Raw genomic sequence first — 12,607 nt, forward strand, 5'->3', positions numbered from 1 at the left:
ACACCCTCCGCGCTCCCCGCGCACCCCACCCGATCCTGGTCCGAAGGAGTACCTCCCATGTCCGAACCGCAGACGACCGCCACGGTCGCCGATCCTGCCGCGAAGAGGTCGGTGCGCGACCTCGTGCGCGCCGCCATCTCCGGATGGCTCGGCACGGCCCTCGAGTTCATGGACTACCAGCTCTACTCGCTGGCAGCCGCCCTCGTCTTCGCCGACCTGTTCTTCTCGTCCGAGAACCCCGCCGTGGCCGTGGTCGCCGCGATGGCCACCTACGGCGTCGGCTACGTCGCCCGCCCGGTCGGCGCATTCTTCTTCGCCCGCCTCGGCGACAAGACCGGTCGCACGAAGGTCCTCTTCTACACGATCCTCCTCATGGGTCTCGCGACCACCCTCATCGGATTCCTTCCGACCTACTCGCAGGTGGGCGTCCTCGCCCCGATCCTCCTCGTGCTGCTCCGCATCGCGCAGGGCTTCGGAGCCGGAGCCGAGATCTCGGGTGCGGGCGTCATGCTCGCCGAGTACGCCCCCGCCAAGCGCCGAGGCATCATCGCCTCGCTCGTCGCACTGGGCACGAACTGCGGAACCCTGCTCGCCTCGGGCATCTGGGCGATCCTGCTCGTCGCGTACAGCGAAGACGAGGTCATCGCCTGGGCGTGGCGCATCCCGTTCATCGCCAGCGCCGTCATCATGCTCTTCGCGATCTGGGTGCGCTTCAACCTCAAGGAGACCCCGGTCTTCGAAGAGCGCGACGACGTCGTCGACGGCAAGGCGCTCTCGCGTGAAGAGGTCGTGAAGCTCGCCACCGAGACCAACGACATCCGCACGCTCGAGGCGATGAACCGCAAGCCCTGGAAGGCGTTCTCGATCGCGCTCCTGCTGCGCTTCGGCCAGGCCGGCAACTCGGGCATGATCCAGACCTATCTGATCAGCTACATCACCGTCGTGCTGCTGCTCGACCGCTCGATCGGCGTCAACGCCGTGATCGTCTCGTCGCTCGTCGCCTTCATCACGGTGCCCTTGTCGGGCTGGCTCGGCGATCGCTTCGGCCGCAAGCGCATGTACATGGTGTGGGCGATCATCGCGCTCATCATCATCGTCCCGACCATGCTCATGATCAGCAGCAAGGACACCGTGCAGGTGTTCGTCGGCTACGTGGTGCTGCACAACCTCGCGGTGATGAGCTTCGCGTCGCTCGAGAACCTCACGCTCCCCGAGCTCTTCGGATCCCGCAACCGCTACACGTTCACGGCCATGGCACGCGAGATCGCCGCCATCGTCGCGACCGGTGCGGGCCCCGTCATCGCCGCCGCGTGGGTGTCGGCCGTCACCGGCTCTTTCATCCCGATCATCATCATGCTGTTCATCTTCACGCTGTGCGCGCTCATCGCCTCGATCTGGATGCCGGAGGTCGCCGGCCGCGACCTCACGGACCCGCGCGACGCGATCTGATCGGACCGCTCTTCACGACCAGGGGTGCGGGCGCCCGAACGCCCGCACCCCACACCTCATTCCGCACCTCCAGGAGAGAACGACATGACCATCGAGATCGTCGACGTCAACATCACCAGCCCCGGACGCAACTTCGTCACGCTCAAGATCACGACCTCCGACGGCATCGTCGGCCTGGGCGACGCCACTCTGAACGGCCGCGAGCTCGCCGTCGCCTCGTACCTGTCCGACCACGTCGCCTCGATGCTGATCGGTCGCGATGAGGACAGGATCGAAGACACCTGGCAGTACCTCTACCGCGGCCCGTACTGGCGTCGCGGACCCGTCACCATGGCGGCCATCGCCGCGGTCGACATGGCACTGTGGGACATCAAGGCGAAGAAGGCCGGGATGCCGTTGTACCAGCTTCTCGGCGGCGCCAGCCGCGAGGGCGTCCGCGTCTACGCGCACGCCTCGGGCACCGACTACGCCGCCCTGAAGAACGCGATCACCGGATACGAGGAGCTCGGGTTCACCGCCGTCCGCGTGCAGACCGGTGTTCCCGGCCTCGGGCAGATCTACGGCGTCTCTGCCGCGGGCCCCGGCGTGCGCTACGACTACGAGCCCGCCAAGCGCTCGGGCGACCGCCCCAGCGAAGAGACCTGGGACACCCGCAACTACCTCAACCACATGCCCGGGATCTTCTCGCAGATCCGGGAGGACTTCGGCACCGACCTCCGCATCCTGCACGACGGACACCACCGCATGTCGCCGATCGAGGCCGCGCGCTTCGCGAAGGACATCGAGCCCTACGACCTGTTCTGGCTCGAGGACTGCACCCCCGGCGAAGATCAGACCGCCCTGCGGCTCGTGCGTCAGCACTCGACGACGCCGCTCGCGATCGGCGAGGTCTTCAACTCGGTCTTCGACTATCAGACCCTCATCACCGAGCGCCTGATCGACTACGTGCGCTCGGCGGTGACCCACACCGGTGGCATCACGGCCATGAAGAAGCTGCTCGACTTCGCCGCGATCTACGGCATCAAGTCCGGCATCCACGGGCCGACCGACATCTCGCCGGTCGGCATGGCCGCGGCACTGCATCTCGACCTGGCGATCCACAACTTCGGCATCCAGGAGTACATGCCGCACAACGAGCAGACGCTCGAGGTGTTCCAGACCTCGTTCACGTTCGACAAGGGCTTCCTGCACCCCGGCGACCAGCCCGGTCTCGGTGTGGACCTCGACGAGGATGCCGCGGCGGGCCACGAGTACACCAAGGCGTACCTGCCGGTGAACCGTCTGCTCGACGGGACCGTCCATGACTGGTGAGGTGCGACGGGTCGCCCTCCCCCCGCGAACGGTCGACTCGCGCCTGATCGTCGTCGCCCGCGCGAAGCGGGCGGCGGACTACGACGCCGTGCTCGACGTGCTCGTCGATGCCGGCATCCGCAGCGTCGAGCTGACGCTGACCACACCGGGCACGTTCGAGCACTTCCCGCACCTGCTCGCGCGGTTCGGCGACACGATCGACCTCGGCATCGGCACCGTCACGAACGCCGTGGACCTGGCACGGGCGATCGAGGTGGGGGCGGCCTACATCGTGACCCCGATCACCTCGCGCGACTTCGTCACACAGGCGACGGATGCCGGTGTGCCGATCGTCCCGGGCGGACTCACGCCGACCGAGCTGTTCGCCTCGTGGTCTGCCGGGGCATCCGCGGTGAAGGTGTTCCCCGCGGGGCAGGTCGGACCCGCGTACCTGAAGGATCTGCGCGGCCCTTTCCCCGACCTCGTCGCCGTGCCCTCGGGGGGAGTCGACCTCGCCGGGGCCGAGGCATGGCTGCGTGCCGGTGCGGTGGCGGTGAGCGTCGGCGGGCCGCTGCTCGGCGACGCGTTCGCCGGCGGTGACCTGCATGCACTGCGGGAGCGCGCCGCGTCATTCGTCGACGTCTGCGCGCGGAGCGCCGAGTGACCACCTCGTCGCCGTCCGTCGTCACGCTCGGAGAGACGATGGCGCTCGTGCGCACGACCGAGATCGGCTCGCTGCGTCACGCGAACTCGCTGGCGTTCGGCATCGGCGGTGCTGAGAGCAACGTCGCGATCGGACTCGCGCGACTCGGAGTCGCGACCTCATGGCTGGGCCGCGTCGGCGACGACTCCCTCGGCGAGCGCATCGTCCGAGAGATCCGCGGTGACGGCGTCGACGTGCGCGCGATTGTCGACCCGGATGCCGCGACCGGCCTCATGGTGAAGGAGCGCCCGTCTGCGGCATCCACCGCGGTGCACTATTACCGTGCGGGGTCAGCCGGATCACGGCTGCGACCGGAGGACCTGCCCGACGGGTGGGTCGAGGACGCGTCGCTCCTGCACATCACCGGGATCACTCCGCTGCTGTCCGAGACGGCCCGGGCGGCCGTCCACTCAGCCATCGATCGTGCTCGGGCAGCCGAAACGATCGTGAGCTTCGACATCAACTACCGGTCGGCGCTGGCGTCGCCCGATGTCGCCGGGTCCGTGCTGCGCGAACTCGCGGAACGTGCCGACATCGTCTTCGGCGGCGACGAGGAGTTCGCCATCCTGTATCCCGGCACTTCGGCAGCGGATGCCGCGGAACGCCTGCGGGAGGCCGGATGCGCGACGACCGTGCTCAAGCAGGGACCTGACGGCGCCTCGGTCCTCACCGCCGGATCGGTGGTCGACTCGCCGGGGTTCACGATCGAGCCGGTCGACACGGTCGGTGCGGGCGATGCGTTCGTGGCCGGGTATCTGAGCGCCCTGCTCGACGGCCAGGCGGTCGATGCGGTCCTGCTCCGGGCGAATGCCTGCGGCGCCATGGCCTGCCTCGTTCCCGGCGACTGGGAGGCGGCACCGACTCTGCGCGACCTCGAGCGCTTCCTCGACGCCGGCTCCGACCCGGTGCGCCGCTGAATCGGCGTTGACGCCGCCTCAGGACGCGTAGCCTCGAAGGATGTCCAAAGCCGTCGCCTCCCTGTCCACGGCTTCCGCCCTCCCGGAGTCCGTGCCCCGTCGCACCCCGTTGTTCTCCCGCGCCGCGGTGAACTTCCGACCGGCCGCACTCGTCTACCGGGTCGTGGCGCTCGCCATCATCCTCACCGGTGTCATCCGGCACTCCGACATCCTGACCGGTCAGCCGGCGTGGACGACCCTGCTGTTCTACACGATGGTCAGCAACCTCCTGTGTCTCGCGTGGGTGGTGCTCCTCCTCGTCCGCACGGTCGGCGATCTGCGTCAGCGCGGACGGTTCGGCACATCGACGCCCAGCGCACGCGGCAGTGGAGCGGTGATGTTCGCGATCACCGTGACCATGCTGATCTACCTGATCGTGCTCGTTCCCTCGAGGTTCGCCGACGGCGACGCCGAGATCTTCTCACTCACCGACAACCTGATCCACATCATCACGCCCGTGCTGGTGATCGTCGACTGGCTGGTCTTCGTGCCGAAGGGATCGTTCCGGTGGATCGATCCTCTGCTGTGGACACTGCTCCCCTACGTGTATCTGACCTGGGCTTTCGTCTACGGTGCGCTCGGCGGCGAGTTCACACCGGGACAGGCGTATCCCTACCCGTTCATGGATGTCGACGTGCTCGGGGTCGCGGGCGTCGCTCAGTGGATCATCGCCCTCACGGTCGCTCTCGTCGCGGTCGGCTTCGTCTTCGTCATCATCGACCGCGTCCTCGGATCGCTCGCCCGGCGGTTGGTCCGGCACTGAGACGCCCCGCGCCGGCGCTCAGTTGATGATCTCCGCGCGGTCGTCGGCGTGCAGCGCCGCGAGCCGTTCGCGCCATGCGGCGAGCGCCTCGGCCGAGAGGCGGGTCCAGTCGAGCACCTCGCGGACGACCCTCAGCGGCTCCGCGCTGCGATAGGAACGGGTCGGATTGCCGGGGAACTTCTTGTCGGTCACATTCGGGTCGTTCTCGAAGTCCCCGGTCGGCTCGACCTCGTAGACCCGCGGCTCGCGATCACCCGGCGCGAGTTCGGCGGCGAGTCCCGCACCGTCGGCCACGGCGGTGAAGTAGATGTGGTTCATCACGATCTCGGGCCGGTAGTTCGACGGATGACCCGCGGTCAGCAGGTCGCCCGGTCGCAGGTCTGCCTTGGTGCCGTGGAAGAAGGGGCCGTCATCCAGTGCGTCGCTCACCCGCAGCATCCTATGACTGCGCGCACACGCAGGGAAGGAGATCTCGCAGTACGAAGGACGGATGCCGACGGCTCACCCTTCGTCGAGAGAGATCTCCTTCACTGCGGTCGTCGCACAGATGGCGACGGTCAGTCGCCCGAGCGTCGCGTTCCGATACCCGGTTCGTCGTTGTGGATGGACTCGTCCTGCACGGATGACTCCGACGACGGGTCGACGCGCACCGCACCGGAACCGCCCGAGTCGGCGCCAGCGTTTCCGGCGGGAGTCTCTCCGACCTGGTCGGGGTCGTCCGCGTTGCGGTCTTCGATCAGCGCGGCGATCCCCTCCTCGGAGGGTTCTGCACCGCCGAGATCCTGACCGGACTCCTCGCCGCGGCCGCTCACTCGGTGCCGTCCCGCAGGTCGGTCGGCGCGTCTCCGCTGTGCTGCAGACCCTCGTCTTCCGGAGCCAGGTCTCCCTGTCCGTCGTCGCCCAGCTCGGCGTCGACCGGGTCGTCGCCCTGGGTCTCGGGCTGGTCGGTATCGGTGGGGAAGGTGCCGTCCGAGAAGTCGTCGACTCGGGGGATGCCGGGCATGTCCGGCGGGAAGCTGTTCGCGAAAGCGTCGATGTTCGACATGATGCCCTCCAGGGTTGGTGTCCGAACTCTCATGATGCGTCCGATCCGCGGCGAGCGCAGGGCGGTTGACAGCCCGGCGGAGGGCGAGGATCATTCCCACCCCGATCCCGACGGGTGACGTCACAGGCCGAGCCGATTCGGCGGGCTGCTCGATTGTGTCGACACCCGGTCGCCCCTATGGTGTGGTCATGAACCGCTCGCGCCTCCGTCCACTGGTGAGCGCGGCTCTCGCGCTCGGGGCGGTCGCGCTTCTGGCCGGCTGCGTCAACGCTCCGACGGTCGACCTTCTCGCCAGCGGCGAATCCGCCCGCCTGCCTGATTCGGTCACGTCCGACCAGATCGCGACGGTGGTCCCCGACACGGCGCGCCTGCTCGGCGAGGACTCCGAAGGGCACACTTTCTACGCCGTCGAGGCGAGTGACGAGAGCGGGCTCGGAAGGGTCTGCCTGGTGATCGACGGCGTCGAGAACGGGCCGGTCATGGGATGCGGGGCGATGCCGATCGAGGTCGAGACCGCCGGCGTGCGCGCCCGACTCAGCGTCGAGGTCGTCCCCGAAGACAGCGGCGAGAAGATCGGCGACTACCTCCGCGTCTTCCTGTGACCGACGACCCCGCACCGCGCGTGACCGTGAGAGCATCGATCGCAGACCACGACTCGAGGGAGATCTCGGATGCTCGACACAGCAGACAGCGTCAGGCTCGGCCGTTCCGGAGTGAAGATCTCGAAGGTGGTGCTCGGATGCATGAGCTTCGGCGCACCGGACCGCGGCGCACACGGATGGTCGCTCGATGAGGAAGCGAGCCGCCCGCTGATCGCGCAGGCTCTCGAGGCAGGAATCACGACGTTCGACACCGCCGACGTGTACTCCGACGGCACGAGCGAGGAATTCGTCGGCCGTGCACTCAAGGACTTCGCGCGCCGCGACGAGATCGTGCTCGCGACGAAGGTGCACGGGCGCATGGGCCCGGGCGCGAATCAGGCCGGACTCAGCCGCGGGCACATCCTGTCGGGCATCGACGCGAGCTTGACGCGCCTCGGCACCGAGTATGTCGATCTTTACCAGATCCACCGGTGGGACCCCGAGACGCCGATCGAAGAGACCATGGAGGCGCTGCACGACGTCGTCCGCTCGGGCAAGGCTCGCTACATCGGCGCATCATCGATGTGGGCGTGGCAGTTCGCCAAGGCCCAGGGTGTCGCTGCGCAGAACGGCTGGACGCGCTTCGTCTCGATGCAGGATCAGTACAACCTGCTGCAGCGCGAGGAGGAGCGGGAGATGCATCCGTTCTGCCTCGACTCGGGCGTCGGCGTGCTGCCCTGGTCGCCGCTGGCGCGCGGCAGGCTCACGCGGGACTGGAACGAGGCGACCACGCGCACGGCGACCGATGCCTTCGGCGCGACGCTCTACCGCCGCGAAGAGGAGTCGAATCGGGCGATCGTGGATGCGGTGGCTCGCGTCGCCGAGGGACGCGGCGTCTCCCGGGCGCAGATCGCACTCGCGTGGGTCGCGCAGCAGTCGGCGGTGACCGCCCCGATCGTCGGCGCGACCAAGGCCGTTCACATCGACGATGCGGTCGCAGCCGTCAGCATCCGACTCGAGGCCGCCGAGCTCGCCGAGCTGGAGGGTGCCTACACGCCGCGGGATCCCGAGGGCTTCTGACCGCGCTTCGGCGCCTACTCGATCTGACCGATGGGCTCCCGCTTCTCGGCCTGGAACTGGTCTTCCGCGCGGCCTCTCGCCCAGTAGGCGGAGATCGACAACGACTCTCTCGGCACCTCGCGCTGCTTCAGCAGGGCCCGAACGGCCTTGATGGTTCCGCGCTCCCCGTGCGCGAACACACCGGGGTGCCCGTCCGACCAGGCCAGCTCCGCGAGGACGGCCAGCAGCTCGTCATCGGACTCAGTCCATCGCACTGTCACTCCCGACGGAGCATCGGGAAGGATGCGATCGGCGGGGTCGGCGACGGTGAGGATGACGTGCCCGACGGCATCCGAGTCCATCGCCTCGACGGCTGACGAGATCGCCGGGAGCGCGGTGTGGTCGCCGATGAGCAGATGCCACGGCGCTCCGGGCTCGGGCAGGTAGCCGCCGCCCGCGCCGCTGACGACCAGCGTGTCCCCGACCTGTGCACGTCGAGCCCACGGACCGGCGACACCCTCATCGCCATGCACGACGAAGTCGATGACGAGACGCTGACGCTCGGCATCCGCTGCTCGCACCGTGTATGTGCGCGGAGTGGGCAGCTTCTCGGGGCTGTGCTCCCGCAGCTGAGCGAGATCGTAGGGAGGGGTGAGCCCGTGGCGAGGCTCGGCGAACAGGATCTTGACGTACTTGTCGGTGTAGACGTTGTCGGTGAAGGCCTCGTACCCGTCGCCTCCGGCCGTGATGCGCACGAGGTCGGGGCTGACCTGCTCGACCTGCTGCACGTTGAGCACGGCTTGGCTGGGGGTTCGGCGAGGCTGTTCCGGCATTGCGTCTCCTGACGAAGAGGAAGGAAGTCCTCTCCAGTCTGCCGGTCCTGTTCGGTGCCCCGGCCCACTTGCCAATATGGAAAGCGAACGCTAAGTTTCCACTATGGAAAACGAACCGACCGAGTCCCACGCCGATGCACTGGCTCGTCTCGACGCCGTCGCCACGTCATACGCCGACGCACCCCGGGGCGAGGGCTGGTATCACGTGGCGCTGGGTGCCGGCGCTGGAGTCTTCATCGCGTCGCAGGGATTCCCGCAGCCCTGGGCGATGGTGGTCGCACTCGCTTTCGTCCTCGCCCTCCCCCTCTTCATCGCCTGGTGGCGCCGCACTCACGGCTGGTGGGTGTCGGGCTACACGGGTGGCGCGACGTTGTGGGTCACTTCCCTGATGCTGGTGGTGCTCGCCGCGACCGCGATGTGGTCGTACCTTGCGGCAGAACTGTGGATGAACGTCGCCGCGGGCGCGATCGCGTGCATCGCCGTCAGCGCCCTCGGCTTCCTCTGGATGCACGTCTGGCGCCGACAGATGCGGATGAAAGCCGCGTCATGAGTGGACTCGATCCTGCGATCCACGCCGTCGCGCGCCTGGAGCTGTGTGGCTTGCTCGCGCCCGTCGATGACGCGGAGTTCTCCTTCCTCCGCGACCGGCTGAACGTGTCCGACTCCGTGCTGTCGAAGCACGCGAAGGCACTCGAGCAGGTCGGCTACCTCCACATCGTGAAGATCACGCGGAACGGGCGTCAGCGCACTCTCCTCTCACTCACTCCGGCAGGACGCCGGGCGTTCCGGTCGCATGTCGACGAACTTCGACGACTGGCAGCGGTCGCGGACCCGTCGTACACCGCGCACGACTAGTCACGACTAGTCGCTGAGCAGGTCGTGCTCGTCGCTCTCCCGGCCTGCTGCCCGGCGACGCGACACCACCATGAGCGCGATGCCACCCGCGACCACGAGCAGCGCAGCACCGCCCACTGCCAATGCGAGCGTCCCGTCACCGCCCGTGCCCGGAAGTCCACCACCGGATCCTCCCTGGTCGGGTGGCGTCGGATCCACCGGCCCAGGAGGCTCGGTCGGGTCAGGGGACTCGGTCGGGTCAGGAGACTCGGTCGGGTCAGGAGACTCGGTCGGGTCAGGGGACGCGGTCGGGTCAGGAGTCGGGGTCGGCGTAGGAGTCGGGGTCGGAGTCGGCGTAGGCGTCGGGGTCGGGGTCGGCGTAGGCGTCGGAGTCGGGGTCGGAGTAGGCGTAGGCGTAGGCGTAGGCGTAGGCGTAGGCGTAGGCGTAGGCGTAGGCGTAGGCGTAGGAGTCGGCGTAGGAGTAGGCGTAGGGGTAGGAGTCGGCGACTCGTCGAAGACGTTGACGATCGTGCACGTGACGTCGACCGCGAGAGGCAGGGTCAGCTCCGCAGTGCCGTCGCCGGTCTGCCGGACGCCGCCCACCCCGGGGAACCCTTCGCCCTCGCACACCCACTCACCCGCCGAGTAGTCGCTCGCCGCGCCGTCGTCCGATGCTTCGGAGAGAGCGTAGACGCCGGTGGACACCTCGGTGCGATCGACCGACCCGAGTCCCTCGAGGTCGGCGGGTCCGTCGGCGCGCACAGTCCAGAGCTCGGGATCGGCGTCACCACCTTCGACCCTCTTCACGAGACTCAGCGACGGGGCGATTGCGACGTTGAGGGCCGTGCAGACGGCCTCGTCGCCGTAGCCGAGGATCGCCTTCTCGGTCGACTCCTCAAAATCGGCTCCGACACAGGACCACGAGACGTCGTATCCCGCCGGACCGTCCTCGCTGAACACGTACTCACCCGGCGGGGTGAAGAGGCCGGTCACCGCATCCGTGCCGCTCTCGCCGGCGAAGGCCGCGTTGCCGGGTCCACGCGTCTTCAGCACGAAGTCCCTCACCGAGGCCGTTCCGCCAGCCGTGTCGTCGATCTCCTTCACGAGCGTTATCTGGGGAGTGATGGCGTTGTTCAGCACTTCGCAGACCACGTCACGACCCCCGGGGATGGTGACCTGGCCGTCGCGAGCGGTCGCACCGAAGCACGACCAGCCGAGCTGCTCGAAGCCGTCAGGACCCGACACCTCTGACAGCGACCAGGTCTGATCGGCGGTGATCGGGATGCGGGTGACGCTCGGCGACCCTGCCTGACCCGCGACCGTCGTCGCGCCGGATGATGCTTGCAGCACCCATTCGCTCGGCAGAGGCGGCGTTCCGAACGCGGCGCTCACACGCTTCTGCAGGGTGATGGTCGACTGCGTCCAGGTGTTCGTGATCGTGCAGACGACCGAGTCTTCGCTTCCGTCGATCGTGACGGACGTCGCCGTGGGCATGACCGCTGGGCCACCGGTCTCCTCATCGACGCACGCCCACTCGCTCGGCACATAGAGCCCTGCGTCGACCGCGGTGCTGGACTCGCCGAGCTCGTAGGTGCCCGGGTCGACCGCCGCATAGCTGACAGCGGGCGTGCCGCTCGCACCCGACACCGAGTCCACCGCCCCCGCTGCGCTCAGCGTCCAGTCACCCGGACCGAGCGTTCCCCCGCCGGTGTTCACGACATCCTTCACCAGCGTGAGGTGCGAGGTCTGCGAGACGTTCTCGATCGTGCAGGTGACCTCGTCGCCCTCGGCGATCGTGACCTCGTCGACGAATTCCGTGGAGTTGGTGCACTGCCATCCCGCGGTCGTGTACCCCTCGGTGGGGCCCGCTTCGGAGAGATCGTAGGTTCCCGCACCGACCGGCTCGTTCGTGACGGATGCGGTGCCGACGACGCCCTCGATGCGCTCCGCCCCGTCGTCCGCCGAGAGTGTCCAGGCCTGAGGAGGCTGCGGTCCGTCGACGGTCTTGACCAGCGTCAGCCACCCGCCCTCGAACGCGTTCACGATCGTGCAGCGCACGTCCTCGTCACCCTCGATCGTGAGCTGACCCGCCGAGACGGCCAACGGAGTGGCGGGCTCGGTCGCGAGGTCGACGCACTCCCACTCGCCCGCCGTGTATCCACCCGGACCGGATTCAGACAGCGTGTACGTTCCCGGTTCCACAGCGACGTGACTCACGTCCGCTGACCCGGTCACACCCGAATGCGGGGTGGGCCCGGCAGCTGACAGAGTCCATTCGGTGGGCTCGTCGAGGGGCACTCCGGCGGGTCCGTCGACCTCCTTGACCAGCGTGAGCCGCGGCACCGATCCCGTGTTGCGGATGGTGCAGGTCACTGATTGGTCGAGGTCGATGTCGATCCGTCCCGATGCGTCGACGGGCAGAGGGGTGGACGTGCCGGCGAGCGTCGTCGCGGTGCACGTCCAGTCGCTCGCGGTGTATCCGGACGGTCCCCCGCTCTCACTCAGCTGGTACTGGCCGATGCGCACCCGCTGCGCTGTCACGGCATCCGAGTTCCCGGGGCCTCGAATGTTCATCGGCCCCTGCGCCTGCAGCGTCCACAGTGACGGATCCGCGCTGCCGCCGACGACCTCTTTGATCAGGGTCAGTGTCGGTTCGATCGCCTCGTTCTCGACGGTGCAGGTGAGCTGCTGGTCTGCTGTGAGGGTGATGGTGCGCACCGGCTCATTCGTCACACTGCCGCCGCACTCCCACTCGACGAAGCGGTAGCCGCCGGGGGTGTCCTCCCGCACGATCTCGGAGATCTCGTACGTTCCCGGCGGGATCTTCATGCTCTGGATGCCGTTGAGCCCCTGCCCGCGGAACGTCTCGCCGGTGTCGACGTTGACGGCCTGCACATCCCACAGGGATCGATCACCGACGCTCGATCCGCTGTCGAGGTTCTCGATCCGCTTGAACAGCGACAGTGTCGCCTCGCCCGCTGCAGTGGCCGCCATCGGGGCGACGAGCGCTCCCGCCACGACGAGGAGCACAGCCACGAAGGCGGCTCGGACGAACGTGCGCTGTCTCATGAAGCTCCACTTCGTCCTGGGGATA

Annotated in this window: 14 protein-coding genes; 9 read left to right on the plus strand and 5 right to left on the minus strand. The window is 68.1% G+C overall.

Annotated elements, in window-relative coordinates; all coding sequences use genetic code 11:
- Positions 1–57: 57 nt before the first annotated feature.
- The 5 genes from BEP68_RS02590 (at position 58) to BEP68_RS02610 (ending at position 5,161) form a co-directional block, all read left to right on the plus strand.
- A complete protein-coding gene (locus BEP68_RS02590; protein WP_053098285.1) occupies positions 58–1,449 on the plus strand; it encodes an MFS transporter in 1,392 nt (463 codons plus the stop codon).
- Between the two features lie 84 nt (positions 1,450–1,533).
- The gene (manD, locus tag BEP68_RS02595) at positions 1,534–2,760 is read left to right on the plus strand and encodes a D-mannonate dehydratase ManD (protein WP_053098284.1); all 1,227 of its coding nucleotides are present in this window, start codon (positions 1,534–1,536) and stop codon (positions 2,758–2,760) included.
- Positions 2,750–3,403 (plus strand): bifunctional 4-hydroxy-2-oxoglutarate aldolase/2-dehydro-3-deoxy-phosphogluconate aldolase, encoded by a 654-nt coding sequence (locus BEP68_RS02600; protein ID WP_187249137.1) that lies wholly within the window; start codon positions 2,750–2,752, stop codon positions 3,401–3,403. Before manD ends, BEP68_RS02600 begins: the two co-directional genes overlap by 11 nt.
- Complete coding sequence (locus tag BEP68_RS02605) at positions 3,400–4,359, plus strand: sugar kinase (protein WP_315985258.1); 960 nt, start codon at positions 3,400–3,402, stop codon at positions 4,357–4,359. The genes BEP68_RS02600 and BEP68_RS02605 overlap by 4 nt, the downstream gene beginning before the upstream one ends.
- A 40-nt stretch (positions 4,360–4,399) precedes the next feature.
- Entirely contained in the window at positions 4,400–5,161 is a 762-nt protein-coding gene (locus BEP68_RS02610; RefSeq protein WP_187249138.1) for a Pr6Pr family membrane protein, read from the plus strand.
- An 18-nt stretch (positions 5,162–5,179) separates the two neighbouring features.
- Here the strand turns inward: BEP68_RS02610 and arr are convergent, their stop codons facing one another.
- From arr to BEP68_RS02625, 3 genes are all read right to left on the minus strand, one after another.
- The gene (arr, locus tag BEP68_RS02615; protein ID WP_187249139.1) at positions 5,180–5,590 is read right to left on the minus strand and encodes an NAD(+)--rifampin ADP-ribosyltransferase; all 411 of its coding nucleotides are present in this window, start codon (positions 5,588–5,590) and stop codon (positions 5,180–5,182) included.
- A gap of 128 nt (positions 5,591–5,718) precedes the next feature.
- Positions 5,719–5,973 carry a hypothetical protein gene (locus tag BEP68_RS02620; RefSeq protein WP_053098281.1) on the minus strand — a complete coding sequence of 85 codons (255 nt, stop codon included), beginning with the start codon at positions 5,971–5,973 and terminating at the stop codon, positions 5,719–5,721.
- On the minus strand, positions 5,970–6,206 hold the full coding sequence (locus BEP68_RS02625; protein WP_053098280.1) for a hypothetical protein: 237 nt from the start codon (positions 6,204–6,206) through the stop codon (positions 5,970–5,972). Before BEP68_RS02625 ends, BEP68_RS02620 begins: the two co-directional genes overlap by 4 nt.
- A gap of 188 nt (positions 6,207–6,394) precedes the next feature.
- Between BEP68_RS02625 and BEP68_RS02630 the strand changes: the two genes are divergently transcribed.
- Together BEP68_RS02630 and BEP68_RS02635 are read left to right on the plus strand one after the other, a co-directional pair.
- Positions 6,395–6,808, plus strand: coding sequence for a hypothetical protein (locus BEP68_RS02630; RefSeq protein ID WP_187249140.1), 414 nt, complete (start codon positions 6,395–6,397; stop codon positions 6,806–6,808).
- A 69-nt stretch (positions 6,809–6,877) separates the two neighbouring features.
- Entirely contained in the window at positions 6,878–7,867 is a 990-nt protein-coding gene (locus tag BEP68_RS02635; RefSeq protein WP_187249141.1) for an aldo/keto reductase, read from the plus strand.
- Between the two features lie 14 nt (positions 7,868–7,881).
- Here BEP68_RS02635 and BEP68_RS02640 read toward each other — a convergent pair whose 3' ends face one another.
- The gene (locus BEP68_RS02640; RefSeq protein WP_187249142.1) at positions 7,882–8,679 is read right to left on the minus strand and encodes a siderophore-interacting protein; all 798 of its coding nucleotides are present in this window, start codon (positions 8,677–8,679) and stop codon (positions 7,882–7,884) included.
- Positions 8,680–8,782: 103 nt separating this feature from the next.
- On the opposite strand from BEP68_RS02640, the gene BEP68_RS02645 reads away from it, so the two are divergent.
- Entirely contained in the window at positions 8,783–9,229 is a 447-nt protein-coding gene (locus BEP68_RS02645; RefSeq protein WP_187249143.1) for a hypothetical protein, read from the plus strand.
- Positions 9,226–9,534: a winged helix-turn-helix domain-containing protein gene (locus BEP68_RS02650; protein ID WP_187249144.1), complete on the plus strand. Its 309-nt coding sequence runs from the start codon at positions 9,226–9,228 to the stop codon at positions 9,532–9,534. Before BEP68_RS02645 ends, BEP68_RS02650 begins: the two co-directional genes overlap by 4 nt.
- Before the next feature lie 6 nt (positions 9,535–9,540).
- On the opposite strand, the gene BEP68_RS18045 is transcribed toward BEP68_RS02650, so the two are convergent.
- Complete coding sequence (locus BEP68_RS18045; protein ID WP_222839072.1) at positions 9,541–12,582, minus strand: hypothetical protein; 3,042 nt, start codon at positions 12,580–12,582, stop codon at positions 9,541–9,543.
- Positions 12,583–12,607 lie beyond the last annotated feature (25 nt).

The sequence above is a fragment of the Microbacterium sp. 4-7 genome (genome assembly GCF_014332665.1).
Lineage (GTDB): Bacteria > Actinomycetota > Actinomycetes > Actinomycetales > Microbacteriaceae > Microbacterium.

Bases quoted from the DNA above. Each gene is read 5' to 3' on its own strand.
- BEP68_RS02645 (WP_187249143.1), top strand. From the start codon at position 8,783: ATGGAAAACGAACCGACCGAGTCCCACGCCGATGCACTGGCTCGTCTC.
- BEP68_RS02630 (WP_187249140.1), top strand. From the start codon at position 6,395: ATGAACCGCTCGCGCCTCCGTCCACTGGTGAGCGCGGCTCTCGCGCTC.
- BEP68_RS18045 (WP_222839072.1), bottom strand. From the start codon at position 12,582: ATGAGACAGCGCACGTTCGTCCGAGCCGCCTTCGTGGCTGTGCTCCTC.
- BEP68_RS02635 (WP_187249141.1), top strand. From the start codon at position 6,878: ATGCTCGACACAGCAGACAGCGTCAGGCTCGGCCGTTCCGGAGTGAAG.
- BEP68_RS02590 (WP_053098285.1), top strand. From the start codon at position 58: ATGTCCGAACCGCAGACGACCGCCACGGTCGCCGATCCTGCCGCGAAG.
- BEP68_RS02600 (WP_187249137.1), top strand. From the start codon at position 2,750: ATGACTGGTGAGGTGCGACGGGTCGCCCTCCCCCCGCGAACGGTCGAC.
- BEP68_RS02610 (WP_187249138.1), top strand. From the start codon at position 4,400: ATGTCCAAAGCCGTCGCCTCCCTGTCCACGGCTTCCGCCCTCCCGGAG.
- manD (WP_053098284.1), top strand. From the start codon at position 1,534: ATGACCATCGAGATCGTCGACGTCAACATCACCAGCCCCGGACGCAAC.
- BEP68_RS02625 (WP_053098280.1), bottom strand. From the start codon at position 6,206: ATGTCGAACATCGACGCTTTCGCGAACAGCTTCCCGCCGGACATGCCC.
- BEP68_RS02640 (WP_187249142.1), bottom strand. From the start codon at position 8,679: ATGCCGGAACAGCCTCGCCGAACCCCCAGCCAAGCCGTGCTCAACGTG.
- BEP68_RS02650 (WP_187249144.1), top strand. From the start codon at position 9,226: ATGAGTGGACTCGATCCTGCGATCCACGCCGTCGCGCGCCTGGAGCTG.